We start from the raw sequence: 23,674 nt of genomic DNA, 5'->3' as shown, positions 1-23,674 counted from the left end.
CGACGGTACGAGGCGTGTACCGCGTGTACCGCGTGTGTCGCGGGTGCTGCGGGATGCTCGTCGCGAGCCGCGGAAGCGGTGCCGCGGGCTCTGGCCGGGTCACGGGGCGGCTGCCGCGACGGCCGGGACAAGTGTGCGGCGGAGCCGGTTGAAGAGCTTCGGCTGGTCCATGGCGAGAACCGCGACGGGGTGGCCCTCGCGCCGGTAAACGGCCGTGAAGGAACGGCTTTCGTAGTCGCCGTCGAGCAGTTCGGGCCGGTCGCCGGGGAGGACGTGCCCGGCGAGCTGAATGCGTATCCGGTACTGGTCGGACCAGAAGTAGGGGGGACGGGAGGGAGGCGGTGCGGATGTGCCGGAGAGCAGGGTGCGGGCCGCGGTGCCGGCCTGCTCCATGGCACTGGTCCAGTGCTCGATGCGTGCGTGGCGCCCGGTGAAGGGGTGAGGACAGCGGGCGACGTCACCGACAGCCACCACCTGAGGGACGTTGGTCGCGCATCCGGTGTCGCAGACCACGCCGTCGTCGACGTGGACGCCGGAACCGGCCAGCCAGTCGGTGGCGGGCCGCACGCCGACTCCGACCAGGACGACGTCGGCGGGCACCAGGCGCCCGTCGGCCAGATGCACCCCGGTGACGCGGCCGTTCCCCGAACTGAACCCGGTCACGCCGGTTCCGCACTGCAGGCGCACTCCGTGATCGGTGTGCAGGGAGGAGCACAGCAGGCCCATCTCGCGGCCGAGGGCGCGCTCGAGTGGCACGTCGAGCGCCTCGATGACGGTGACCTGCAGCCCGAGCCGGTGGGCGGTGGAGGCAACCTCGGCTCCGACGAAGCCGGCGCCGATGACGACGACTCGGGGCAGACCGTTCAGGAGATCCGCGCGCAGGGCCTCGGCATCGTCCAGGGAGCGGAGGGTGTGGATGCCGGCAAGCCCGTCGGCGCCCGGGACCGTCCGGGCGCCGGCGCCGGTCGCGATGACCACGCCGTCGGCGTGCAGCTCCTGGCCGTCGGACAGGGTGATGGCGCGGGCCGCGGGGTCGAGGCCGACCGCGCGCCGTCCGAGCAGCCACCGTACCCGCAGCTCCTCGTACTCCTCCGCGCTGCCGAGCGCGAGTGCGTCGGCGCTGATATCGCCCTTGAGGAAGTCCTTGGACAACGGCGGTCGGTCATAGGGCTGGTGGCGCTCCTCGCCCACGACGACGATGTCGCCGTCGTAGCCCTCGGTGCGCAGTGCGCGCACCGTACTGAGGCCTGCGAGTGAGGCTCCGATGACAGCGATCGTCTTCACACGGGCTCCCCGACGCTGACGTGGAGCAGGACGTGGCCGTCCTCCACGGTGACCGGGTAGGTACGGACCGGCGCCTTGGCCGGCAAGCACGTCGGCCGACCGGTGCGGAGGTCGAACGACGCCGCGTGAAGGGGGCATTCGACGAAGCAGCCCTCCAGCCAGCCGTCGGCCAGTGAGGCGTCCTGATGCGTGCAGGTGTCGTCAATGGCGTACACCGCGCCGTCGGCGTTGAACAGCGCGATGGGGGCTGGAACGCCGTCGGTGACACGCATGGACTCTCCAGGCGGCAGGTCTTCGATCCGGCACACCGTGATCATGGGGAACCTCCGTTGCGGGTGCCCGGCAGGGGCGGGAGCCGTCGACCGGGGCGGATTCCCGGTTGGGGACGGGGAAGGGAAGTCGAATCGGAAAGTTGTCTCGCATAGCGCAACATGATTCGTTATTCGAAACATGTTTTCCGGGGGCGAGAGGGTTGTCAAGAGAACGGACCCGGTTGAGCGGACCCGGTTGAGCGGACCCGGTGACCCCGACTGTCGGGGGCCGCGCGGGGCGGGTGCCCTGGCCGGACGGCCGGGTGTGAAGGCCGCGTCCGGCGGCTCGCATGCGAGCTCAGCGGAAGATCACGGTCTGGTTCCCGTTGGTCATCACGCGGCTCTGGCTGTGCCACTCCACGGCCCGGGCCAGCACCTTCGCCTCGACATCCCGGCCGACGGCGGCCAGCTCGTCCGGGTCGTGCGCGTGGTCCACGCGGACGACGTCCTGTTCGATGATCGGCCCCTCGTCCAGGTCCGGGGTGACGTAGTGGGCGGTGGCTCCGACCAGCTTCACGCCGCGCTCGTGCGCCTGGCGGTACGGCCGTGCCCCCTTGAAGCTCGGCAGGAAGGAGTGGTGGATGTTGATGGCTCGGCCGTCGAGCCGCTTGCACAGGTCGTCCGAGAGGATCTGCATGTAGCGGGCCAGTACCACCAGGTCGACACCGAGCTCGTCGACCAGCTCCATCAGCCGCCCCTCCGCCTCGGTCTTCGTCTCCCGGGTCACCGGGATGTGGTGGAAGGGGATGCCGTAACTCTCCGCGAGCGGCTGGAGATCGCGGTGGTTGGAGACGATTGCCGGGACGTCGATGTTGAGGGCGCCCGCACTCATGCGGAACAGCAGGTCGTTCAGGCAGTGGCCGAACTTCGACACCATCAGCAGCGTGCGCGTCGGCGACGAGGCGTCGTGCATCCGCCAGGCGATCCCGAACGCCTCCGCCACCGGTGTGAAACCGGAACGCAGCTCCTGCAGTCCGGTGCCGGGGTCGGAGATCTCGAAGTGCACCCGCATGAAGAAGCGGTCGTGCAGTCGGTCGTCGAACTGCCGGCTCTCCAGGATGTTGCCGGAGTGCTGGACGAGGAAGCCGCTGACGGCGTGGACGAGTCCGGCCTGTTCGGCGCAGGAGAGGGCCAGGACGAACTCGCGGCCGGGTTGCGGACGAGGGGGCATGATTTCCTCCGATGCTTCGTATTGCGCAACGCGGTGAGCGATGCGCAACATCCTGGGAGTCGGAGGGCGGTCGGGTCAAGGGGTGGTCTTGACAGGGGCCCGCCGGTCGGGCTTCCTTAGGGAAGTTGCGCATCACGCTACTGTTGCGTATTTCGCAACCGCCTGTGGCCTGGGTGGCGGCTCCCGGAACGACCGGCCGCGACGCCCGGCGATGGAATGGCCCTGATTCCCCTACACCGCGGAGTGGCGCAGAAGATGACCCGCAAGGCACCTGCTGAGGACCCCGGCGACGCCCGTCTGCGGGTGGGCCCCCCGAAGGAATACGCCGCCGGAATCCCCGCGGTCACCTCCTCGCTGCGGCACGCCGGCGAACAGATGGGGGCCCGCCGCAGTCTGCTCACCCTGCTCCAGGTCAACCAGAAAAAGGGCTTCGACTGTCCGGGCTGCGCCTGGCCCGAGCCGGAGCACCGGCACCGGGCGGAGTTCTGCGAGAACGGGGCCAAGGCGGTGGCCGAGGAGGCCACCGTCCGCCGCGTCACCCCTGACTTCTTCGCCGACCACACCCTGGAAGAGCTGCTTCCCCGCACCGACTACTGGCTCGGGCAGCAGGGACGTCTCACCCACCCCATGTACCGCCCGGCGGGCAGCGACCGTTACCGGCCGATCTCCTGGAACGACGCGTTCGCCGTCATCGCCCGGGAACTCGCCGCGCTCGACCACCCCGATCAGGCCGCCTTCTACACCTCCGGACGGGCGAGCAACGAGGCCGCGTTCGTCTATCAGCTCTTCGTCCGGATGTTCGGCACCAACAACCTGCCGGACTGCTCCAACATGTGCCACGAGTCGAGCGGATCGGCTCTGACGGAGACCATCGGCATCGGCAAGGGCAGCGTCAGCCTGGACGACCTCTATGAGGCCGATCTCATCCTCGTGGTCGGCCAGAACCCCGGCACCAACCACCCCCGCATGCTCTCCGCACTGGAAGAGGCCAAGCGCCGGGGCGCCCGCGTCATCGCGGTCAACCCCCTGCCCGAGGCAGGGCTGCTCCGGTTCAAGAACCCCCAGAGGCCCTCCGGCGTCCTCGGCGGCGGCACACGGTTGGCCGACCAGTTCCTGCAGATCAGGCTGGGCGGAGACCAGGCGCTGTTCCAGGCCTTCAACCGCATGCTGCTGGAGGCGGAGAACGAAGCCCCCGGCACGGTCCTCGACACCTCTTTCATCGACCGGTACACGCATGGCTTCCAGGAGTTCGCCGAGCACGCCCGCAAGGCGTCGTGGGACGACATCCTGGAGGCCACCGGCCTGCCCGAGGAGGAGATCCGGGAGGCCTTCCGCCACGTGCTGGCCGCCGAGAAGACCGTCGTCTGCTGGGCGATGGGGCTCACCCAGCACCACCACTCGGTGCCCACCATCCGCGATGTCGTGAACTTCCTTCTGCTCCGCGGCAACATCGGCCGTCCGGGCGCCGGCCTCTGCCCGGTACGCGGCCATTCCAACGTGCAGGGCGACCGGACGATGGGCATCTACGAAAAACCCGGTGACGCGTTCCTGGACGCGCTCGGCAGCGAGTTCGCGTTCACGCCCCCGCGGCACCACGGTCACGACGCGGTGGAGAGCATCCGCGCCATGCGCGACGGCCAGGTGCGGGTCTTCGTCGCCCTGGGCGGCAACTTCGTCGCCGCGGCCCCCGACACCGACCTGACCGAACAGGCGCTCAGGCGCTGTCGCCTCACCGTCCAGATCTCGACCAAGCTCAATCGATCGCACGTCATCGCCGGGGAGCAGGCACTCATCCTCCCCTGCCTCGGCCGAACCGAAGCCGACCTGCGGCCGACCGGGCCGCAGTTGGTGACGGTGGAGGACTCCATGGGCATGGTGCACCTCTCCCGGGGGCGGCTCAAGCCCGCGTCCGAGCATCTGCTCAGCGAGGTCGCGATCATCTGCCGCATGGCACGGGCGACTCTGGGGGACGCCGGCTCCCCGGTGCCGTGGGAGGAGTTCGAGTCGGACTACGACCGTATCCGTGACCGCATCGAACGCGTGATCCCCGGCTTCGAGGACTTCAATGCCCGGGTACGGCAGCCGGGCGGCTTCGCCCTGCCCCACCCCCCGCGCGACGAACGCCGGTTCACCACCTCCACCGGCCTGGCCAACTTCACCGCCAACGTGCTGGAGAGGCCGCACGTCCCGCCGGGCCGGCTGTTGTTGCAGACGCTCCGCTCCCACGACCAGTACAACACCACCATCTACGGCCTGGACGACCGCTACCGCGGCATCCACCAGGGGCGGCGGGTCCTCTTCCTGCACCCCGACGACCTCGCCGAACGAGGGCTGGCCGACGGGGACCTGGTCGACATCGTCAGCGAGTACGGGGACGGCGTGGAGCGCAGGGCACCGGCCTTCCGAACGGTCTCGTACCCGACGCCCCGAGGCTGCTGCGCCGCCTACTTTCCCGAGACCAACGTCCTGGTACCCGTGGACTCCACGGCAGCCATCAGCAACACCCCCACGTCGAAGTCCATCGTCGTCCGGTTGGAAGCGGCCTCCGTCGGCGCGTCCCCGAGTGCTTGACGCTCGGCGCGCCCGATGAGCGGAACCGTGCACGATCTCGCCCCTCTGGCCCGCTTCGGCGGACTCGTCGCCACCGACCTCCGGGACGTGACCAGCGATCCCGCGGCCCTCGACTCCGCCGGTTTCTGGGCCGTGGTCGCGGACTTCGAGGGGCGCCTGGTGTGCGCGCGTTTCGGTGACGTACGCCGTGCGCCCGTGCCCGCTCCGCAGCCCGGGGCGTGGCGCGGCCCGGCACCGGACACCTGGATGTCCTCTCTCGACCGGGCCGCCTACACAGCCGGGGTCCGGCGCATACGCGAGTACATCGCGGCCGGCGAGGTCTACCAGGCGAACCTGTGCCGGGTCCTGTCCGCGCCGCTGCCCGACCCGGAGCACGCGGACGTCGACGCCCTCGCCGCCCTGCTGGCGCGCGGCAATCCAGCCCCGTACGCAGGCACGGTCCGTCTCCCTGCGCACGGAATCGAGGTGGCCACGGCCTCGCCCGAGCTCTTCCTCCGCCGCGACGGCCGTACGGTGGAGTCCGGTCCCATCAAGGGCACGGGCCGGACCGCCGAGGACCTCCTCGACAAGGACCACGCCGAGAACGTGATGATCGTGGACCTGGTCCGCAACGACCTGGGACGCGTCTGCGCCACCGGCTCCGTGACCGTCCCCGCCCTGTGTGAGGTCGAGGAACACCCCGGCCTGGTGCACCTCGTGTCCACCGTCCGCGGCGAGCTCGCCGAACGCGCCGGATGGCCGGAGCTGTTCGCCGGAACGTTCCCGCCGGGGTCCGTCACGGGAGCCCCCAAGTCCAGCGCGCTGCGCGTCATCGCGGCGCTGGAGAGTGTGCCCCGCGGCCCGTACTGCGGTGGCATCGGCTGGGTCGACGCCGACCGCGGCACGGGCGGGCTCGCGGTGGGCATCCGGACCTTCTGGATCGACCGCGGCGCGCCGGGCGGGCCGGTACTGCGCTTCGGCACCGGTGCGGGGATCACCTGGGACTCCGACCCCGAGCGCGAGTGGGCCGAGACTCAGCTGAAGGCGTCCCGGCTGCTCGCGGTGGCGTCGGGGGCGTACCGGTTGAGCAGGCCGGTTGAGCAGGCGCGGTTGAGTAGGCGCGGTTGAGCGGATGCGGTTGAGTGGATGCGGTTGAGCTCCAACTCGCCGAGCCCGACCGGTGGGTGGCCCGCAGGCCCTGAGTTCCCGCACTCAGCCGGAGCGAAGATGGCCCAGCCGGGCGGAGATCTCCCCGGCCGCGGCCCGTACCACGGGGGAGATGTCGACCAGACGCTCCTCGGTCAGCCGGAACGAGGGCCCTGAGACGCTGAGGGCGGCCACCACCTGCCCATTGAAGGTGAAGATGGGTGCGGCCACGGCGTTGAGGCCTGTTTCGAGCTCCTCGAAGCTGTAGGCGCAGCCATCCCCGAGGGCGCGCCGCAACTGCGCCCGCAGGACGTCCGGCTGGGTGACGGTGCGCGGCGTGTGGCTCTCCAGAGGAGTGGCGAGCCTGCTTTCGAGCACGGACTCGGGGAGATGCGCCAGGAGTACCTTGCCGCTGGAGGTGGCGTGCAAGGGCGTACGCCGCCCCAACCAGTTGTGCGTGGTGATGGTGGAGGGGCCGAGCACCTGGTCGATGTTGACGGCGGCGTCCTCGTCCAGGACTGCGAGGTTGATGGTCTCCGCGACCTGCGAAGCCAACTGCTCGCAGACCGGGCGGCTCTGCTGGGACAGGTCCGGTCGGACTGCTGCGGCGCTCGCCAGGCGGACCAGACCGAGGCCCAGGCGGTACCTGCCTCGCTCGTCCGTTTGCTCGATGAGGCCACGCAGCTCCAGGGTGGCGGCGAGCCGGGACGCCGTCGACTTGTGCACTCCCAGTTCAGCGGCGATCTCGGTGACACCTGCCTGGCCCCGGCGCCCGAGGAGTTCGAGGATGCCCACAGCGCGGTCCACCGACTGCACCGGAGACTCTGCGTGGAAGGGAGCGTCCGACTTCTCCGGAAGCCCTTGCCGCCCCTGCGGATTGTTGCTCATGACGCAGCGCTATGCATGATGTGCCGTCCTTGGGTCTCTCTTCGGTCGGTTCCTGGTCGCGGACGGCCCGGGGAGCGCGGTCTCGGAGCGGCTCTCCACTGCCGGCGTTCCGCCGGCTCCCGGTGGTGGCCGACGGCGGCGCGGGAGGGTGGCCAACCTCGGCGGCACCTTCCGGCCGACTCGCGCTTGGGCGTGGTCCGTCTGCCGTTCACCGCGAACGGGCGGGACACGGTGACGTACCGCGAACGGGCGGGATGCGGCGATCTACTCGCGGCGTGGCCGTCGAGGAACGGATCCTTCCTGTCCTCGCACCCGTCGGCGCCCGGCGCGCGGCGATCCGGCGTTGAGGCTGATGGTCATGCTCATTTCCTTGTCTCCGTAAGGGGACGGGCCGCGGCAGCCGGAACCGCCGGGCGGCCGTCATGCGCCGCGCGTGTTGTGCAATGAGAAACAGGAATCGCTAGGCGCAACATGATGGGTGCGCGACGGGGGGCCGTCAAGGCTGTGGGCGGTGTCGCCGCGCTCTCGGCGGGGTGTCCCACCGGCCCGGCGGGCCTTGCCGCCGACTCGGATCGCGGTCGGGCAACTCCGCTCCTGCCGACCTCTTGACAGCCGTCCCTGCGGGGACAGAGATTGTTGTTGCTCATAGCGAGCGCCAGTGCATCATACGCAACATGCGAGGTCTCGGCGGCTATGCCGGGCTCACCCTCCCCTTCCCCCGCCGATCTCCCACCTGATCCGGCGCCCCGCCCGTCACAGAACGTCCGGCCGAATCACCTGCTCGGCCGCTTCCTCAGCGAGGAGCTCGACACATGACCCACGAGGTACGCGCCGTCGTCGCCCTGAAGAAAGGCGCTGCCGTCTCGGTGGAGAACATCCTGGTGCCGGACCCCGGCCCGGGTGAGGCGCTGGTGCAGGTCCGGGCGTGCGGTGTCTGCCACACCGACCTCCACTACCGGGAGGGCGGAATCAACGACGAGTTCCCCTTCCTGCTCGGTCACGAGGCCGCAGGGGTGGTCGAGGCGGTCGGCGAAGGCGTCACGGACGTCGCGCCCGGCGACTTCGTCGTCCTCAACTGGCGTGCGGTCTGCGGCCAGTGCCGCGCCTGCAGCAAGGGCAAGCCGTGGTACTGCTTCTCGACACACAACGCGACCCAGCCCATGACGCTGCTCGACGGTACGCCGCTCGCCCCCGCGCTCGGCATCGGCGCGTTCGCCGAGAAGACGCTCGTTGCCTCCGGACAGTGCACCAAGGTCGATAGGGCGGCATCAGCCGCCGCGGCGGGCCTGCTCGGCTGCGGCGTGATGGCCGGGTTCGGTGCCGCGGTCAACACCGGCGCTGTCGGCCGGGGCGACTCGATCGCCGTGATCGGCTGCGGAGGCGTGGGCATGGCCGCCATCGCCGGCGCCAAGGTGGCCGGCGCGAGCCGCATCATCGCCGTCGACGTCGACGAGCGGAAGCTGGAGCGGGCCGGGTCCTTCGGCGCCACCGACACCGTCAACTCCTCCCGGACCGACGCCGTCGAGGCCATCCGCGCCCTGACGGGCGGATTCGGCGCCGACGTCGTCGTGGACGCGGTGGGCCGTCCCGAGACCTACGAGCAGGCCTTCTACACCCGCGACCTGGCCGGCACGGTCGTCCTCGTGGGCGTACCCACGCCCGAGACGAAGCTGGAGCTGCCGCTGCTGGACGTCTTCGGCCGCGGCGGGGCACTGAAGTCCTCCTGGTACGGCGACTGCCTGCCCTCCCGGGACTTCCCCGCCCTGATCGACCTCTACCTGCAGGGACGCCTCGACCTGGACGCCTTCGTCAGCGAGGAGATCGCGCTGGACCAGGTGGAGACGGCGTTCGAGAAGATGCACCGCGGCGAGGTCCTGCGCTCGGTGGTGATCCTGTGACCGCGCGGATCGAGCACCTGGTCACCTCCGGCACCTTCCAACTGGACGGCGGCAGCTGGGAGGTGGAGAACAACGTCTGGCTGGTCGGCGACGACCGGGAGGTCATCGTCATCGACGCCGCGCACGACGCCGCGGCGATCGCCGCGGCGGTCGGCACCCGGCGCCTGGTCGCCATCGTGTGCACCCACGCCCACAACGACCACATCAACGCAGCCCCGGAGCTCGCCGCCCGCTTCGGCGCACCCGTCCTGCTCCATCCCGCCGACACGGTGCTGTGGAAGGCCGTCCACCCGGAGCGGGAACCCGACTGGGAGCTGGTCGACGGCGAGCTGCTGGCCGTCGCCGGCACGGAACTGTACGTGCTGCACACCCCCGGGCACTCTCCCGGAGCGGTCTGCCTCCACGCGCCGGAGCTGGAGGCCCTGTTCTCCGGCGACACCCTCTTCCAGGGCGGCCCGGGCGCCACCGGGCGCTCGTACTCCGACTTCGGCACCATCATCGCCTCGATCCGAGACCGGCTGCTCACCCTCCCCGCCGAGACCACCGTCCACACCGGACACGGCAGTACGACATCCATCGGAGCCGAAGCACCCGACCTCGACGCCTGGGTCGCCCGCGGACACTGATCCGCCCCTCACGCACACCATCTGGAGGAAGACCATGGCGGCACGGCCGGAGGTGGTCGTCATCGGTGCCGGCACCGTCGGCTGCGCGCCCAGCGACGAACCGACAGCGCGCGGCTGGACGGACGTCACCGCCCGGGGACCCCGGGATGTCCCGTATCCGGCGCCGAACCGCCCCGAGGCACCCCGCACCACCACCGCATCGTCAGCAAGATCCAGGAGATGGACATGCCCGCTTCGTACGACGTGATCGTCGTCGGTCTGGGCGGGATGGGCAGCGCGGCCGCCTACCACCTCGCCGCCCGCGGCCGGCGAGTGCTCGGCCTGGAGCGCTTCGGCCCGGCCCACAACCTCGGCTCCAGCCACGGTGGATCCCGCATCTACCGGCAGGCCTACTTCGAGGACTCCGCCTACGTTCCCCTGCTGCTCCGTGCCCACGAACTGTGGGAGAAGCTCGCGGTCGACTCGGGACGGGAGGTCTTCATCGAAACCGGCGGCCTGATGATCGGCCGCGAGAGCAGCGCGGCATTCGCCGGCACCCTGGACAGCGCCCGGCGATGGGACCTGGACCACGAGGTCCTCACCGCCGCCGACATCAGGCGGCGCTTCCCGACGTTCCGCCCCGCCGCCGAGGACGTCGGCTTCCACGAGCGCAGAGCGGGCGTGGCCCTGCCGGAGGCGACCGTCACCGCCCACCTGGAACTGGCCCAGGCCCATGGCGCCGAGCTTCACTTCGCGGAGGGCGTGCTCGGCTGGGAGGCCGACGGACCCGGCCGCAAGGCCTGGGTGGTCACCGACCGCGGCGCGTACACCGCCGACCGGCTGGTCATCGCCCCCGGGGCGTGGGCTTCCAAGCTCCTCCCCGACCTGGGCGTGAACGTGACAGTGGAACGGCAGGTCATGTACTGGTTCCAGCCCGAGAGCGGTGTCGGCCCGTTCTCCGCCGACCGGCACCCCGTCTACATCTGGGAGGACCCGGACGGCACCCGGATCTACGGCTTCCCCGCCCTCGACGGAGCCGAAGGCGGCGCCAAGGTCGCCTTCTTCCGCAAGGGCGTCCCCAGCGACCCGGACAGCCTCGACCGACGGATCCACCCGGACGAGATCACGGCCATGTCCGAGTACCTGCGCACGCGTATCCCCACCCTGCCCGGCAGCTTCCTCAAGGCCGCGGCCTGCATGTATGCCAACACCGCCGACGAGCACTTCGTCGTCTCCCAGCACCCCGACCACCCCCGGGTGACCGTGGCGTGCGGGTTCTCCGGCCATGGCTTCAAGTTCGTACCCGTGGTCGGCGAGATCCTCGCCGACCTGGCCACCGAAGGCACCACCAAGCACTCCATCGCCCTGTTCGACCCCCGCCGTGTGCGCGTCTGACGTCTTCCCGAAGGTGACACGATGACCCTGACGAACCTGCCCTCCAGCCTGATCTCCACGCTGTCCGGGGAGCACTACACCGACCCGGAGATCTTCGCCCTGGAGCAGGAGCGGATCTTCGAGGCCATGTGGTTCTGCGCGGCCCGCGCCTCCGACCTGGCCAAGCCCGGTCAGTTCCGCACCTACCAGGTCGGGCGGGAGAGCGTGCTGGTCTCCCGCTCCCGGGACGGCTCGATCAAGGCCTTTCTGAACGTTTGCCGGCACCGCGGTGCCAAGCTGTGCACGGAGGAGTCGGGCGAGGTCAAGCGCGCCTTCCAGTGCCCCTACCACGCCTGGACCTACGGTCTGGACGGCAAGCTGGTCGCCGCGCCCAACCTGACGTCGATGCCGGACATCGACAGGGTCGAGTACGGCCTGATCAACGTCCACGTCCGGGAATGGCTCGGTTTTGTTTGGGTGTGCCTCGCCGACACCCCGCCGTCCTTCGAGGACGACGTGCTCGGCGCGATCATCGAGCGGCTCGGCGACGTCGAGTCGATCGAGCGCTACGGGATCGATGACCTCCAGGTGGGCCGGAGGATCACCTACGACGTCAAGGCCAACTGGAAGCTCATCATCGAGAACTTCATGGAGTGCTACCACTGCGCGACCATCCACCCGGAACTGACGGAGGTCCTGCCCGAGTTCGCGGACGGCTACGCGGCTCAGTACTACGTCGGCCACGGCGCCGAGTTCGGTGAGGAGGTCCAGGGCTTCACCGTCGACGGCTCCGAGGGCCTGGACCGCATCCCCGGCGTCGCCGAGGAGCAGGACCGTCGCTACTACGCGATCACGGTCAAGCCCCAGGTCTTCATCAACCTCGTGCCCGACCACGTGATCTTCCACCGTATGTACCCGGTGGCGCACGACCGCACGGTCGTGGAGTGCGACTGGCTCTACCTCCCCCATGTCGTGGAGAGCGGCAAGGACGTGGACCGGTCGGTGGAGCTCTTTCACCGCGTCAACCTGCAGGACTTCGATGCCTGCGAGCGCACCCAGCCGGGGATGAGCTCCCGCGCCTACGCCAGGGGCGGTGTCCTCGTCCCCAGCGAGCACCACATCGGCGGCTTCCACACGTGGCTGCAGAAGATGCTCAGCGCCTGAGGCCACCCCCTGTCCCTCTGTACGACTTTCCCTCTGCACGCCCCGGGCCGGACTGCCGCGCGGGCAGTCCGACTCCGTCCGACACGGCCGGCAGGCCGCCGACGTGAACTGCTGACCGACCCCCGATAAAGCCCCCACTGCCGCCTGTGAAAGGACGAGCATGACAAAAACAACACCCGCAGCGGACGGGAGCCGAAGCCATCCCGTCGAGGCAGATCTGCCGGGAAGCCCGGCGACCACCTCCAGCCCTCGGACGGACCCCGTCGTCTTCGGCGTCGCCGCGGCCCTCACCCTCGCCTTCGTCATATGGGGAGCAACGGCGACCGACACGCTGGAGAGCGTGTCCGGGACGCTGCTGGACGGGACCATCCGAAACGGCGGCTGGGCGTTCGTCCTCGCCGCCTCGGGCTTCGTCGTCTTCGCCCTCTGGCTGGCGATGAGCCGCTACGGGCGGATCACCCTCGGCAAGGAGGGTGAGCAGCCGGAGTTCCGTACGGTCTCGTGGATCGCGATGATGTTCAGCGCGGGTATGGGCATCGGCCTGATGTTCTACGGCGTGAGCGAACCGCTGTCGCACTTCATCACGCCACCGCCGGGCACCGACCCGGCCGACGCCGCCCAGGCCATGGAGACCGCCATGGCCACGACCCTCTTCCACTGGACGCTGCACCCGTGGGCGATGTACGCGGTCGTGGGTCTGGCCATCGCCTACAGCACCTTCCGGCGTGGACGCCGGCAGCTGATCAGTGCCGTCTTCACCCCGCTGATCGGTGAGAAGCGGGCGAACGGCTGGGGCGGCCGGGTCATCGACATCCTGGCCATCTTCGCCACCCTCTTCGGCTCTGCGGCCTCCCTGGGGCTCGGCGCCCTGCAGATCGGCAGCGGCTTCACCGGACTGGGCTGGCTGGGATCGGTCGGCACGGGACTGCTGGTCGTCGTGATCGCGGTGCTGACGGTGGCGTTCGTCGCCTCGGCGGTGTCCGGGATCGAGAAGGGCATCCAGTGGCTGTCCAACATCAACATGGTGCTGGCGGTGACCCTGGCGGTCTTCGTGTTCCTCGTCGGCCCGACCATCTTCATCCTCGACCTGCTGCCCACCTCCATCGGTGCGTTCCTGGGTGATCTGACCGAGATGGCCGGGCGTACCGAGGCGTCCAGCGGTGAGGGAGTCGCCGACTGGCTGGCCGGCTGGACGGTCTTCTACTGGGCCTGGTGGATCTCCTGGACGCCCTTCGTCGGCATGTTCATCGCGCGTATCAGCCGTGGCCGGACCATCCGGCAGTTCGTGGGCGGGGTCATCCTGGTGCCCAGCACGGTCAGCCTGCTGTGGTTCGCGATCTTCGGCGGCTCGGCGATGCACCTGCAGGACGAAAAGCGCCTCAGCGACGCCGCGACGGCCCAGGGCCAGCTCTTCGACGTGCTCCAGCAGTACCCGATCGCCACCGTGACGAGCATCGTGGTGATGATCCTCGTCGGGATCTTCTTCGTCTCCGGCGCCGACGCCGCCTCGATCGTGATGGGGACGCTCTCGCAGCGCGGGTCCCTGGAACCGACCCGGCCCGTCGTGGTGTTCTGGGGCGTGCTGACCGGGGCGGTCGCCGCGATCATGCTGCTCATCGGCGGCGGCAAGGGCGACGCGCTCACCGGGCTGCAGAACCTCACCATCCTCGCGGCGGCCCCCTTCACCCTGGTGATGGTCGGGTTGTGCCTCGCACTCACCCGCGATCTGCGCCAGGACCCGCTCATCATCCGTGGGCGGATGGGCAAGGAAGCCATCGAGACAGCCGTCATCGCCGGCCACGAGAAGTACGACGGCGACTTCGAGATCCGTATCGGTCCCTCCGAGTCCTCGGACAGGACCGTCTCCACCGAATCGACATCCTCCTCCGCGCTCTGAGACCGGAGGACCGACACCAGCGGGGCCGTGGAACCGACGCGTTCGGCCACGGCCCCGCCCTCCGTCGCCGCTCCGGTCATCGCCGAGCGCGTCATCCGCCACCGTCGAGGTCGGTGCGGTGGCGGAGCACCCGTAGCTCGTGTCCGAGGAGCTCCATCTCGTACAGCTTCCCCCGAGCGTTGTCGAAGGGGCGGTGGAGGACCATCATCAGCCGGCCGTCGAAGGTGTGGAACAGCATGCCGTGACCGCTGTCGTCGCGGACCAACGGCCGGTGCTGCTGCCACGGCCCCTCGATGGTGCCGGATGCCGAGACGGCATAGGTCTGTACATAGCCGCCGCCGACGGTGCCGTCCTGGCCGGCCACGTTCTTCTCGTACGTCGACCACAGCATGAGCAAGGATCCGTCAGGGGTGCGGTAGAGCTGCGGGCCGTCCGTGACATAGGGCGGGATCTGGTGGGGTGCGCCGCTGGGGATCTGCTCGCCGATCCAGAACGCGTCCGAGGCCTTGAACAGGAAGACCGGATCTCCGATCGTCCCGGACAGGTCCGGAGCCAGCCGGATCGCTTCCATGGTTCCGTCGATGGTCTGCAGCCACTCGTGCGCGTACACCATCCAGGGCTGTCCGGACGGGTCGACGTGGAGTGTGCCGTCGAGGGTCATGAGGTTCTCGGGCGGGGTGGGGCGTGACGGGTCGATGACCGTGAAGGGACCCAGCAGCGAGTCGGACACGGCGGTGACCGTGCCGCGCATGTGGTTCGGGACCCGGAACGGTGTGCCCCATTGGTTGGGTGGTGGTACCGGAAGTGGCCTGTCCCGGTTGTGCAGTGTGGTGAACAGGTAGTACTTGCCGCGCCATTCGTGCACCTCCGGCGCCCATCCGCCGTCGGTCGCCCACATTCCCTTCTGCGCGGCGGCCAGGAAGACCACGGCGGGCCGCGTCCAGTCGCGCAGATCGTGGCTGCGGTAGACCATCGTGCCGGTGCCGTCCACGCCCGATACGGACGGGTCGTTGGACGTGTAGAGGTAGTAGGTGAGGGTCTTCCTGTCGGCGACGACGTACGGATCGTGCAGCGGCATGTCGGGAAGCCGCATCGGTTCGGTGTCAGCCACGGTCGAAGCGTACGCCGACGTGGTGTCGGCGGACGCCGGCGGGCTGTCGCCACCAAGCGGCGCGCACGCTGCTGCTCGCAGGGAGCCGCCATGCAGCCGCGGGTATGGCGGTGCTCGCCGACCTGACGGTGGCTTCAGGTGGCCCGGCCCGCCGACGTTTTCTCGTCGGCGCTTCCTCGCTATGGGGGCTCACAGCAGCCTCGGCGCGTGGAATGCGCCGAGGCCCGAGGCCAGGTCCCGGTCCAGCCAGTAGCGGCGCGGCTCGGCGAGCATGACGTCGACGCTGACGGTGATGATGCCGGGGATCCTGGCCAGTTCGTCGTCGATGAAGCGCGCCAGGGCCGAGCGGTCGGTGACCAGGCCGGTGGCGAGGACGGACATGTCACTGGCGACGTGGGCGGCGAGCCGGGTCTGGGGGAGCTGGTCGATGCGGCGCATGACGTCGGGGGTCTCGCCCGGGGCCACGCGCAGGCGCAGTATGAACGGGGTCTGGAAGCCCAGCCATTCCGACACGACCTCCAGGCGCGGTTTGACCCATCCCTCGTCGAGGACCCGGCGGACGACGCGGTGTGCGGTGGAGGTGGCCAGTCCGGCGGCCCGGGCGATGCTCGCGGCGGAGGCCCGGCTGTCCTGGATGAGTCGGGCGACGACCGTGCGCTCGGCCTCGCTCAGGGGTTTGGCGGGGGGCTTCGCCGTCGCGGTGCCTTCCGGCCGCGCGCCGGCCAGCTTGAGCAGCTCGGCCCGTTCCGTGCCGGTCAGGAACTGGGGGTCCCAGGTGATGCCCCGGCGCAGCGTGCTGAGCGCGGGCAGCGCGTTGACGCGGCGGACGCCGGGGATGGAGAACATCCGGTCGATCGCCTCGCTGGTGGCCGCCTCTGAGGGGGCGTGGACGACGGCGTACAGGGGGTAGTCGCCGGAGATCTGCGCCAGGAGCTGGAGGTGGGGCAGGTCGCGGAGCCGGTGGAGGACGGCGAGCGGGGTCTCGCCGGTGATGTCGAGGAAGACGTGGACCGGCATCGCCGTGGAGTGCATGCCCCAGTCGGCCTGCCCGATCACACGGACCATCCGGGCCTCGTACAGCCGGTCGTAACGGCGTTTGAGCGTGCCGGCGTCGGCGGACAGGATCCCGCCGATGTCGTCCCAGGTGGCCCGGGGCGCCAGGTGCAGCGCGCCGATGAGGCGCCGGTCGAGCTCGTCGAGGAGAGGACGGGTCATGGTGCCCCACCTTAGACTGCCGATTCATCCCGCCGTTACGTCCAGGGGCTAGAGAATCTCTCACTCTGATGCCATCGTATGCAGGAACATCCCTCGCATGCAGGAAGAGGTACCGATGAGTGCCACCTCCGCCCAGCCTCAGCCCCAGCCGGCCGAGCCACAGTCGAGAGTCCTGCGCACCGCGTTCCGGAGCTTCGCGGCCATCGAGAAGGTCGGTAACAAACTCCCCAACCCCTTCTGGCTGTTCTGGATACTCGCGGGGGTCGTCGCCGTCCTCAGTGCCGTACTGGCGGCGGTCGGCGTCAGCGCCGAGCACCCCGGCACCCACGAGACCATCAGGGTGCTGAGCCTGCTCAGCAAGGACGGCCTGACGATGGCCGTCGAGGGGGCCGTCGACAACTTCGCGGCCTTCCCGCCCCTGGCCACCATCCTCACCGTGATGTTCGGCATCGCCGTCGCCGAGAAGAGCGGACTGTTCTCGGCCCTGCTGCGCCGTATGGTCGCTCGGGTGCCGGGCAGGTACCTCACCTTCGCCCTGTCGATGACGGCCATGGTCAGCCACGTTGCCGGTGACGCCGCCTACGTCACCCTCATCCCGCTCGGCGCACTCGTCTACCGTGCGGCGGGCCGCAGTCCGGTGCTCGGCTGCATCGTCGCGTACGTCTCGATCTCCGCCGGATACGACGCCTCGCCGTCGCTCACCACCACCGACGTACTGCTGTCGTCGATCTCCACCGCCGCCGCCCACACCGTCGACGCCGACCACGTGGTCACCCCGGTCGCGAACTACTTCTTCGGGCTCGGCTCGTCGGTCGTCGTGGCCTTGGTGATCACCCTCGTCGTCGACAAGGTCATCGCCCGCCGCTCGGACCTGGAGCCCGATGAGCCGGTCGCCGAACTGAGCGCCACCGAACGGGAGGCGATCGAGGTCACCGGGCGGCAGCGCCGAGCCCTGCGCGTCACCGGGCTGGTCGCCCTCGGCTTCGCCGCGTTCCTCGCGGCGGCGACGATCCCCGCGTCCTCACCTCTGCGCGGCGAGGGCGGCGGCATCGTCGACTCCCCGCTGATCGGCGGGATGGCGCTCGTCCTGGGTGTGTTCTTCGCCCTGCTCGGCACCGTCCACGGCCGGATGACCGGCACCTTCTCGGCCGCTCGCGACATCATCGCCGCGATGGTCGACGGCACCCGGTCGATGGCGCCGATCCTCGTCCTCTTCTTCGCGATCTCGCAGTTCCTCGCCTACTTCAAGTGGACGAACATCGGCAACATCCTCGCCGTCAAGGGCGCGGAGACCCTGCGCGACCTGGACCTGCACGGCTGGACCGTGCTCGTCGGCGTCGCCGTGCTGATCACGTTCATGAACCTCCTCATCACCAGCGGCTCCGCGCTGTGGGCGCTGGCCGCACCGGTGCTCGTGCCCATGCTGATGCTCATCGGCATCGAGCCCGAGACCACCCAGGCCGTCTACCGCGTCGCCGACTCCGTCACCAACTGCGTCACCCCGATGAGCCCGTACTTCGTGATGGCGCTGGGCTTCGTCCAGCAGTACCGCAAGTCCGCCGGCATCGGCACCCTGGCCTCCTTCACGATCCCGATCGCCGCCGTCGTCTGGGTCGTCTGGATCGCGTTCTTCGTGGCCTGGTACCTGCTGGGCATCCCCTTCGGCATCGGCTGACCCCGCACCACCAGGAATCGCACCCCCACACCGTCCTATGAGAAAGCAGACCATGACCGCATCGCATGCTGCCGCCCTCACCGCCCGCGCCCAGGACGCCTCGTCGGAGATCGTCACCGACATCCTGACCCTCGTCCGCCACGAGACCAGCAGCTACGACCTGTCCGCCCTCGCGGCGGGCCTGGACCTCCTGCGCGAGCTGGCCGTCCACCGGCTCGGGCAGCCCGACCACGAACAGCGCCATCCCGGCGGCGCGTACGGCGACACCCTCACCCTGACCTACACCGGTACCAGTGCCGGGCATGTCGCCCTCGTCGGCCACTACGACACCGTATGGCCGACGGGCACCCTCGCCGGATGGGAGCAGCCGGAGGCGTCCGGCGACGGTCGGGAGAAGCTCAGCGGGCCGGGCATCTTCGACATGAAGACCGGCCTGGCCCAGGGCATCTGGGCCCTGAAGCTGGCCCGGGAGAACGGCGCGCCCGTGCCCACCGTCACCTTCCTCTTCAACGGCGACGAGGAGATCGGCTCCCTTTCCTCGCGCCCGGTGATCGAGGAGGTCGCGCAGAAGGTGGACGTCACGCTGGTGCTGGAGCCGAGCGCCCACGGCGCGGTCAAGACCGCCCGCAAGGGCTCCGGGATCTTCCGGGTCACGGCCACCGGCGTCGAGGCGCATGCCGGACTCGCGCCTCAGGACGGGGCGAGCGCGATCACCGCGCTGTCCGAGTTCGTGGTCGCCGCCGCGGCCGTCGCCGCGCCCGACAAGGGGACCACGATCAACACCGGACTCATCAAGGGCGGTTCCGCCACCAACGTCGTTGCCGGGCAGGCCACCGCCAGCGTCGACATCCGGGTCGGCAGCGAGGCCGAACAGGACCGCGTGGACGCCGAGTTCGACGCCATCGAGGTCAGCGACCCCCGTGTCCGTATCCACATCGACCACGCCTGGAACCGGCCGCCGATGACCCTCAACGCCGCATCCGCCCCCGTACTCGACCTCGCCCGCGAGGTCGCCCGCGAGCAGGGCCGCGACGGCTTGCCCGACGCAGCCGTCGGCGGCGCCAGCGACGCCAACTTCGTCGCCGCCCTGGGCCTGCCGGTGCTGTGCGGCATGGGCGCGGTCGGCGACGGCGCCCACGCCCAGGGCGAGTTCATCCACCCCGACACGGTGCCCGCCCAGACCGCCCTGGTCGCGGGACTGCTGGGACGACTGGCGGAACCGCTGCGGGGCTGAGCCGGGCGGGCCGGCCCCTCCCGCTCGCTCCCCGGCGGCAGCGGCCTGGTCTCGCCTCGCGGCCACCGTCGCCGGGGACCACGGCGGCCGCCTAGAACTCGAGACGGCACCCGGCGAGGGCCGCATCTCCCGTCTCGTACGGCCCGCCCGGCAGTCGGAGTGGTGCCCCGGGGCTGTTAGACGGCTGCGGCAAGGGGTACCGATGACGCGCGGCGCGTCCGGTGCCGTCGGTGTCGCTGGGAGGTAGGCGTGGACGCTTCGGTGGACCGGATCGCCCGGCCATGGGGCAGCCGTACTCCGTATGGTCGCCATGAGCCGTGGCCTGTGCGCGTGGACACATATCTGGACGCGGGTGTCGAGCCGGAGCAGGTGCGGCGGTGGGTGCAGACCGCGTCGGTTCTTCATTCCGACGGGGACGCCATGGACATCGCGGTCGTGGACGGGCGCATGGCCGGTGTGCGGGGCCGGGCGGACGATCGTGTCAATCGTGGCCGGCTGGGGCCGAAGGACCTGTTCGGCTGGCAGGCCAACGCCTCACCGGACCGGCTGACCAGGCCCCTGGTCCGCCGGGACGGCCGTCTGGTGGAGTGCGACTGGGGCACCGCGATGGAACGGATCGTCGCCCGCTCCCGGGAGTTGCTGGACGAACGCGGTCCGGGGTCGATCGGTTTCTACACCACCGGCCAGCTGTTCCTGGAGGAGTACTACACGCTCACGGTGCTGGCCCGGGCCGGTATCGGCACCAACCACCTGGACGGCAACACCCGCCTGTGCACGTCCACGGCCGCCGAGGCGCTGAAGGAGTCCTTCGGCTGCGACGGGCAGCCCGGCAGTTACGACGACATCGACCACGCCGATGTGATCGCGCTGTTCGGGCACAACATCGCCGAGACGCAGCCCGTGCAGTGGATGCGGATCCTCGACAGGCTGGAGGGCGGCGATCCGCCCCGTCTGGTGTGTGTCGACCCGCGGCCGACGCCGGTGGCCCGCGAGGCGACCGTGCATCTGGCTCCGCGGGGCGGTACGAACGTGGCCCTGCTCAACGCGCTGCTGCACGAGATCATTCGTACGGATCGCGTCGACCACGACTACGTCGCGACCCACACGGTCGGGTTCGAGGAGCTGGCGTCCCGGGTGAAGGAGTGCACCCCCGAGTGGGCGGCCGGGATCTGCGACGTACCGGCCGCCCGGATCGGCGAGGCCGCGGAACTCCTCGGTACGGCCGACGGGCTCCTGTCCACGGTGCTGCAGGGGGTCTACCAGTCCCACCAGGCCACAGCCGCGGCCGTGCAGATCAACAACCTGCATCTGATCCGTGGCATGCTCGGGCGGCCCGGCGCCGGCGTCCTGCAGATGAACGGACAGCCCACCGCCCAGAACACGCGCGAGTGCGGAGCGGACGGGGACCTGCCGGGATTCCGCAACTGGCAGAACGACAGCCATGTCGCCGACCTGGCGCGCGTGTGGAACGTCGATCCGAAGACCATTCCGCACTACGCCCCGCCCACACACGCGATGCAGATGTTCCGCTACGCGGAGCAGGGCTCGGTCCGGATGCTGTGGATCAGCGGTACCAACCCGGCGGTGTCGCTGCCGGAGCTGTCCCGCATCCGCTCGATCCTGGCGCAGGACCGCCTCTTCGTGGTCGTACAGGATCTGTTCCTCACCGAGACCGCTCAGCTGGCCGACGTGGTCCTGCCCGCGGCGACGTGGGGCGAGAAGACCGGTACGTTCACCAACGCCGACCGTACGGTGCATCTGTCGGACAAGGCCGTCGAACCGCCCGGCGAGGCCAGGCCCGACCTCGACATCTTCCTCGACTACGCGGCCCGGATGGGCTTCCGCGACAAGGACGGCGGGCCCTTGGTCACCTGGCACGATCCGGAGTCCGCGTTCGAGGCGTGGAAACGGTGCAGCGCCGGCCGGCCGTGCGACTACACGGGCCTGACCTACGACAGGCTGCGCGGTGGGAGCGGCATCCAGTGGCCGTGCAACGAACAGGCCCCGGACGGTACGGAACGCCTCTACACCGACACGATCAGCTGGGCCCATCCCGACGTCTGCGAGTCCTACGGCAAGGACCTGGTGACCGGAGCGTCGGACGACGCCGTGGAATACCGCTCCCTCAACCCCGACGGCAAGGCCATGATCAAGGCCGCCGCGTACCTGCCGCCGCACGAGGCACCCGACCACGACCACCCGTTCCAGCTGACCACGGGCCGGACCATCTACCACTTCCACACGCGCACGAAGACCGCGCGGGCGCCCCAGCTGAACGAGGCCGCTCCCGACGTGTGGGTGGAGGCGTCCGCGACGGACGCGGCCGGGCTCGGACTCGACGAGGGCGATCTGGTCGAGGTCACCACGCCGCGCGGCGCCCTGCGAGGGAGACTGCGGGTGACCGGCATCCGTCCGGGACTGCTGTTCGTCCCCTTCCACTACGGCTACTGGGACACCGAGGCCGGACACGGCCCGGACGGCGACACCCCCGGGCGCGCCGCGAACGAGACGACCGTCACCGACTGGGATCCCGCCTCCAAACAGCCACTGTTCAAGACCGCCGCAGCCGCGCTGCGCCTCGTGGAACGCGGCGGCGGTCGCAGTGCCCCCGCCCCGACCACCGCCGCGTCCGCCCCCTCCGGAGCCCACGCCGTCCCGGCGACCACCGGTGGACCGTCCGCCCTCGTCAGGCAGTCGGCCGACGCCCACCGGGACGGCCGTGAGGATGCCCGGCCCAGCCGTCAGGAGGACGCCGGATGAACGGCACCACCCTCGTTCTGCGCGCTCTCCACCATGGCGAGAGGCACCTCGCGCGGGAGCTGACGACCGTGGCCGAGCGCCATCGCACCGACCATGAGGTCCACCACGTGGCCACCGACCTCGCCCGCTGGTCCCGGGAACACGTCGGGCGCCTGGCCGACACCGCCCAGGAGCACGGCCTCGACCTGGGCGACTCCGCGGGGGCACCGTCCGGGGGAGTGCTGTCGACGCTCAGGGAGAAGGCCGTCCAGGCGGTGGGCCATCGCCCCGAGCCCGGTCTGCTGCTTCTGCGCGATCTGCGGGAACTGCACCTGGGCGCCACGGAGAACTCCCTGCACTGGGAGATGCTCGCCCAGATCGCGCAGGCCACCGGGGACGACGGGCTCCTCGCCGTGGCGTCGGCGTGTCATCCGCGGACCCTGCGGCAGATGCGCTGGACCAACACCATGATCAAGAATCTGTCCCCCCAGGTACTGACGAGTCCGTGACGAGCGGGCGCATCGGCGGGTGCGGGGCGTCCTGGGCCCGCGGACCACGGCCCGCGCGGGCGGGGGAGCAGCCCGCGCGAGGTCAGGAGAGGCTGCCCTGTTCGCAGACCCGGCGGGCGACCTCACGGAGTTTGACGTTGTTCTCCTGCGAGAAACGGCGCAGGACGTCGAAGGCTTCCTCCTCGGTGAGGTGGTGGCTGCCCATGAGAATGCCCATGGCCTCGCCGATGACATGACGGGTGGCGACGGCCTGTTCCAGCTGGGCCTGGGTGCGGGCACTGGAGAACGCGACCGCGGCGTGGGAGGCCAGCAGCCAGCCGGCCAGCTCACTGGCCTCGGTGAAGACACCGGGATGGTGGGAGTAGAGGTTCAGCGCGCCGAGGGCTTCGTCCTCGGTGAACAGCAGAAAGCCCATCATGCTGCCGACGCCCAGGGCGCGCGCCTGCGGGGCGTACGCGGGCCAGCGCGGCTGCTCCCGGGTGAAGTCGGTGATGCGGAAGACCCGCTCGCTCACCGAACCGCGGGCGGCGTCGAAGCACGGCCCTTGTCCCAGGCGCTCCTGCAGCTGGTCACTGTCGATGACCAGCCTGTCCGTCGGGGCGAGCGTCTCCACTTCCCCGCCGCTCAGCGTGAGGATGCCGGCCGCGTCACAGCCCTCCACGAGCTCGGTGGCCGAGCCGGTGATCCGTCGCAGGGTGGCATCGACCGATTCCTGGGCCAAGAGGTCCCGCGCCATCGACGCCATCTGCTGTGCGAACACACCCCAGTCCATACCGTCCTCCGCGTCTCGCCACTGCCGGACAGACCGCCTACCCAGCCTTCCCCGCAAGCCTCGCGGAGGCGCCTCCAGCGTTCCGCCGCGCAGGCGACCGTCCTGCCCGAGTGTGACCGTCGTCGTGCGGA

18 protein-coding genes are annotated in these 23,674 nt (G+C 70.2%); 11 read left to right on the top strand and 7 right to left on the bottom strand.

The window, feature by feature from the left end:
• Window positions 1-99 precede the first annotated feature (99 nt).
• The 3 genes from FNH04_RS02315 to purU form a co-directional block, all read right to left on the bottom strand.
• On the bottom strand, window positions 100-1,284 hold the full coding sequence (locus tag FNH04_RS02315; RefSeq protein ID WP_322722462.1) for an NAD(P)/FAD-dependent oxidoreductase: 1,185 nt from the start codon (window positions 1,282-1,284) through the stop codon (window positions 100-102).
• Complete coding sequence (locus tag FNH04_RS02310; protein WP_152779770.1) at window positions 1,281-1,601, bottom strand: bifunctional 3-phenylpropionate/cinnamic acid dioxygenase ferredoxin subunit; 321 nt, start codon at window positions 1,599-1,601, stop codon at window positions 1,281-1,283. Before FNH04_RS02310 ends, FNH04_RS02315 begins: the two co-directional genes overlap by 4 nt.
• Before the next feature lie 292 nt (window positions 1,602-1,893).
• Window positions 1,894-2,766, bottom strand: a complete 873-nt coding sequence (purU, locus tag FNH04_RS02305) for a formyltetrahydrofolate deformylase (protein WP_152779768.1) — start codon at window positions 2,764-2,766, stop codon at window positions 1,894-1,896.
• A gap of 255 nt (window positions 2,767-3,021) precedes the next feature.
• Between purU and FNH04_RS02300 the strand changes: the two genes are divergently transcribed.
• Together FNH04_RS02300 and FNH04_RS02295 are read left to right on the top strand one after the other, a co-directional pair.
• The gene (locus FNH04_RS02300) at window positions 3,022-5,337 is read left to right on the top strand and encodes an FdhF/YdeP family oxidoreductase (protein ID WP_152779766.1); all 2,316 of its coding nucleotides are present in this window, start codon (window positions 3,022-3,024) and stop codon (window positions 5,335-5,337) included.
• A 27-nt stretch (window positions 5,338-5,364) separates the two neighbouring features.
• Window positions 5,365-6,444: a chorismate-binding protein gene (locus FNH04_RS02295; RefSeq protein WP_322722459.1), complete on the top strand. Its 1,080-nt coding sequence runs from the start codon at window positions 5,365-5,367 to the stop codon at window positions 6,442-6,444.
• A gap of 84 nt (window positions 6,445-6,528) precedes the next feature.
• Here the strand turns inward: FNH04_RS02295 and FNH04_RS02290 are convergent, their stop codons facing one another.
• Complete coding sequence (locus FNH04_RS02290; protein ID WP_152779762.1) at window positions 6,529-7,350, bottom strand: IclR family transcriptional regulator; 822 nt, start codon at window positions 7,348-7,350, stop codon at window positions 6,529-6,531.
• An 812-nt stretch (window positions 7,351-8,162) separates the two neighbouring features.
• Here FNH04_RS02290 and FNH04_RS02285 point away from each other — a divergent pair.
• The 5 genes from FNH04_RS02285 to FNH04_RS02265 all read left to right on the top strand — a co-directional run bounded on the left by FNH04_RS02285 (window position 8,163) and on the right by FNH04_RS02265 (window position 14,288).
• Window positions 8,163-9,248, top strand: coding sequence for an S-(hydroxymethyl)mycothiol dehydrogenase (locus tag FNH04_RS02285; RefSeq protein WP_152779760.1), 1,086 nt, complete (start codon window positions 8,163-8,165; stop codon window positions 9,246-9,248).
• Window positions 9,245-9,874 carry an MBL fold metallo-hydrolase gene (locus FNH04_RS02280; protein WP_322722457.1) on the top strand — a complete coding sequence of 210 codons (630 nt, stop codon included), beginning with the start codon at window positions 9,245-9,247 and terminating at the stop codon, window positions 9,872-9,874. Before FNH04_RS02285 ends, FNH04_RS02280 begins: the two co-directional genes overlap by 4 nt.
• 225 nt (window positions 9,875-10,099) lie before the next feature.
• Window positions 10,100-11,248 carry an N-methyl-L-tryptophan oxidase gene (solA, locus tag FNH04_RS02275; protein ID WP_152779802.1) on the top strand — a complete coding sequence of 383 codons (1,149 nt, stop codon included), beginning with the start codon at window positions 10,100-10,102 and terminating at the stop codon, window positions 11,246-11,248.
• A gap of 21 nt (window positions 11,249-11,269) precedes the next feature.
• Window positions 11,270-12,391 (top strand): aromatic ring-hydroxylating oxygenase subunit alpha, encoded by a 1,122-nt coding sequence (locus FNH04_RS02270; protein ID WP_152779758.1) that lies wholly within the window; start codon window positions 11,270-11,272, stop codon window positions 12,389-12,391.
• A 160-nt stretch (window positions 12,392-12,551) separates the two neighbouring features.
• On the top strand, window positions 12,552-14,288 hold the full coding sequence (locus tag FNH04_RS02265; protein ID WP_228030983.1) for a BCCT family transporter: 1,737 nt from the start codon (window positions 12,552-12,554) through the stop codon (window positions 14,286-14,288).
• A 91-nt stretch (window positions 14,289-14,379) separates the two neighbouring features.
• Here FNH04_RS02265 and FNH04_RS02260 read toward each other — a convergent pair whose 3' ends face one another.
• Together FNH04_RS02260 and FNH04_RS02255 are read right to left on the bottom strand one after the other, a co-directional pair.
• Complete coding sequence (locus tag FNH04_RS02260) at window positions 14,380-15,381, bottom strand: glycoside hydrolase family 43 protein (RefSeq protein WP_152779798.1); 1,002 nt, start codon at window positions 15,379-15,381, stop codon at window positions 14,380-14,382.
• A 207-nt stretch (window positions 15,382-15,588) separates the two neighbouring features.
• Window positions 15,589-16,614: an Lrp/AsnC family transcriptional regulator gene (locus tag FNH04_RS02255; RefSeq protein WP_152779756.1), complete on the bottom strand. Its 1,026-nt coding sequence runs from the start codon at window positions 16,612-16,614 to the stop codon at window positions 15,589-15,591.
• A 115-nt stretch (window positions 16,615-16,729) separates the two neighbouring features.
• On the opposite strand from FNH04_RS02255, the gene FNH04_RS02250 reads away from it, so the two are divergent.
• The 4 genes from FNH04_RS02250 (at window position 16,730) to FNH04_RS02235 (ending at window position 22,771) form a co-directional block, all read left to right on the top strand.
• A complete protein-coding gene (locus tag FNH04_RS02250; protein ID WP_152779754.1) occupies window positions 16,730-18,289 on the top strand; it encodes an AbgT family transporter in 1,560 nt (519 codons plus the stop codon).
• Between the two features lie 52 nt (window positions 18,290-18,341).
• On the top strand, window positions 18,342-19,523 hold the full coding sequence (locus FNH04_RS02245) for a M20 family metallopeptidase (protein WP_152779752.1): 1,182 nt from the start codon (window positions 18,342-18,344) through the stop codon (window positions 19,521-19,523).
• A 249-nt stretch (window positions 19,524-19,772) separates the two neighbouring features.
• Window positions 19,773-22,283: a molybdopterin oxidoreductase family protein gene (locus tag FNH04_RS02240; RefSeq protein ID WP_322722455.1), complete on the top strand. Its 2,511-nt coding sequence runs from the start codon at window positions 19,773-19,775 to the stop codon at window positions 22,281-22,283.
• Window positions 22,280-22,771, top strand: a complete 492-nt coding sequence (locus FNH04_RS02235) for a hypothetical protein (protein ID WP_152779750.1) — start codon at window positions 22,280-22,282, stop codon at window positions 22,769-22,771. The genes FNH04_RS02240 and FNH04_RS02235 overlap by 4 nt, the downstream gene beginning before the upstream one ends.
• Before the next feature lie 82 nt (window positions 22,772-22,853).
• Here the strand turns inward: FNH04_RS02235 and FNH04_RS02230 are convergent, their stop codons facing one another.
• Window positions 22,854-23,543, bottom strand: a complete 690-nt coding sequence (locus FNH04_RS02230; protein WP_152779748.1) for a GAF and ANTAR domain-containing protein — start codon at window positions 23,541-23,543, stop codon at window positions 22,854-22,856.
• Window positions 23,544-23,674 lie beyond the last annotated feature (131 nt).

This window comes from Streptomyces phyllanthi, assembly GCF_009377205.1.
GTDB lineage: Bacteria > Actinomycetota > Actinomycetes > Streptomycetales > Streptomycetaceae > Streptomyces > Streptomyces phyllanthi.
The sequence above is the reverse complement of the archived record's forward strand: the minus strand, read 5'-3'. Positions and strand labels throughout refer to the sequence as shown.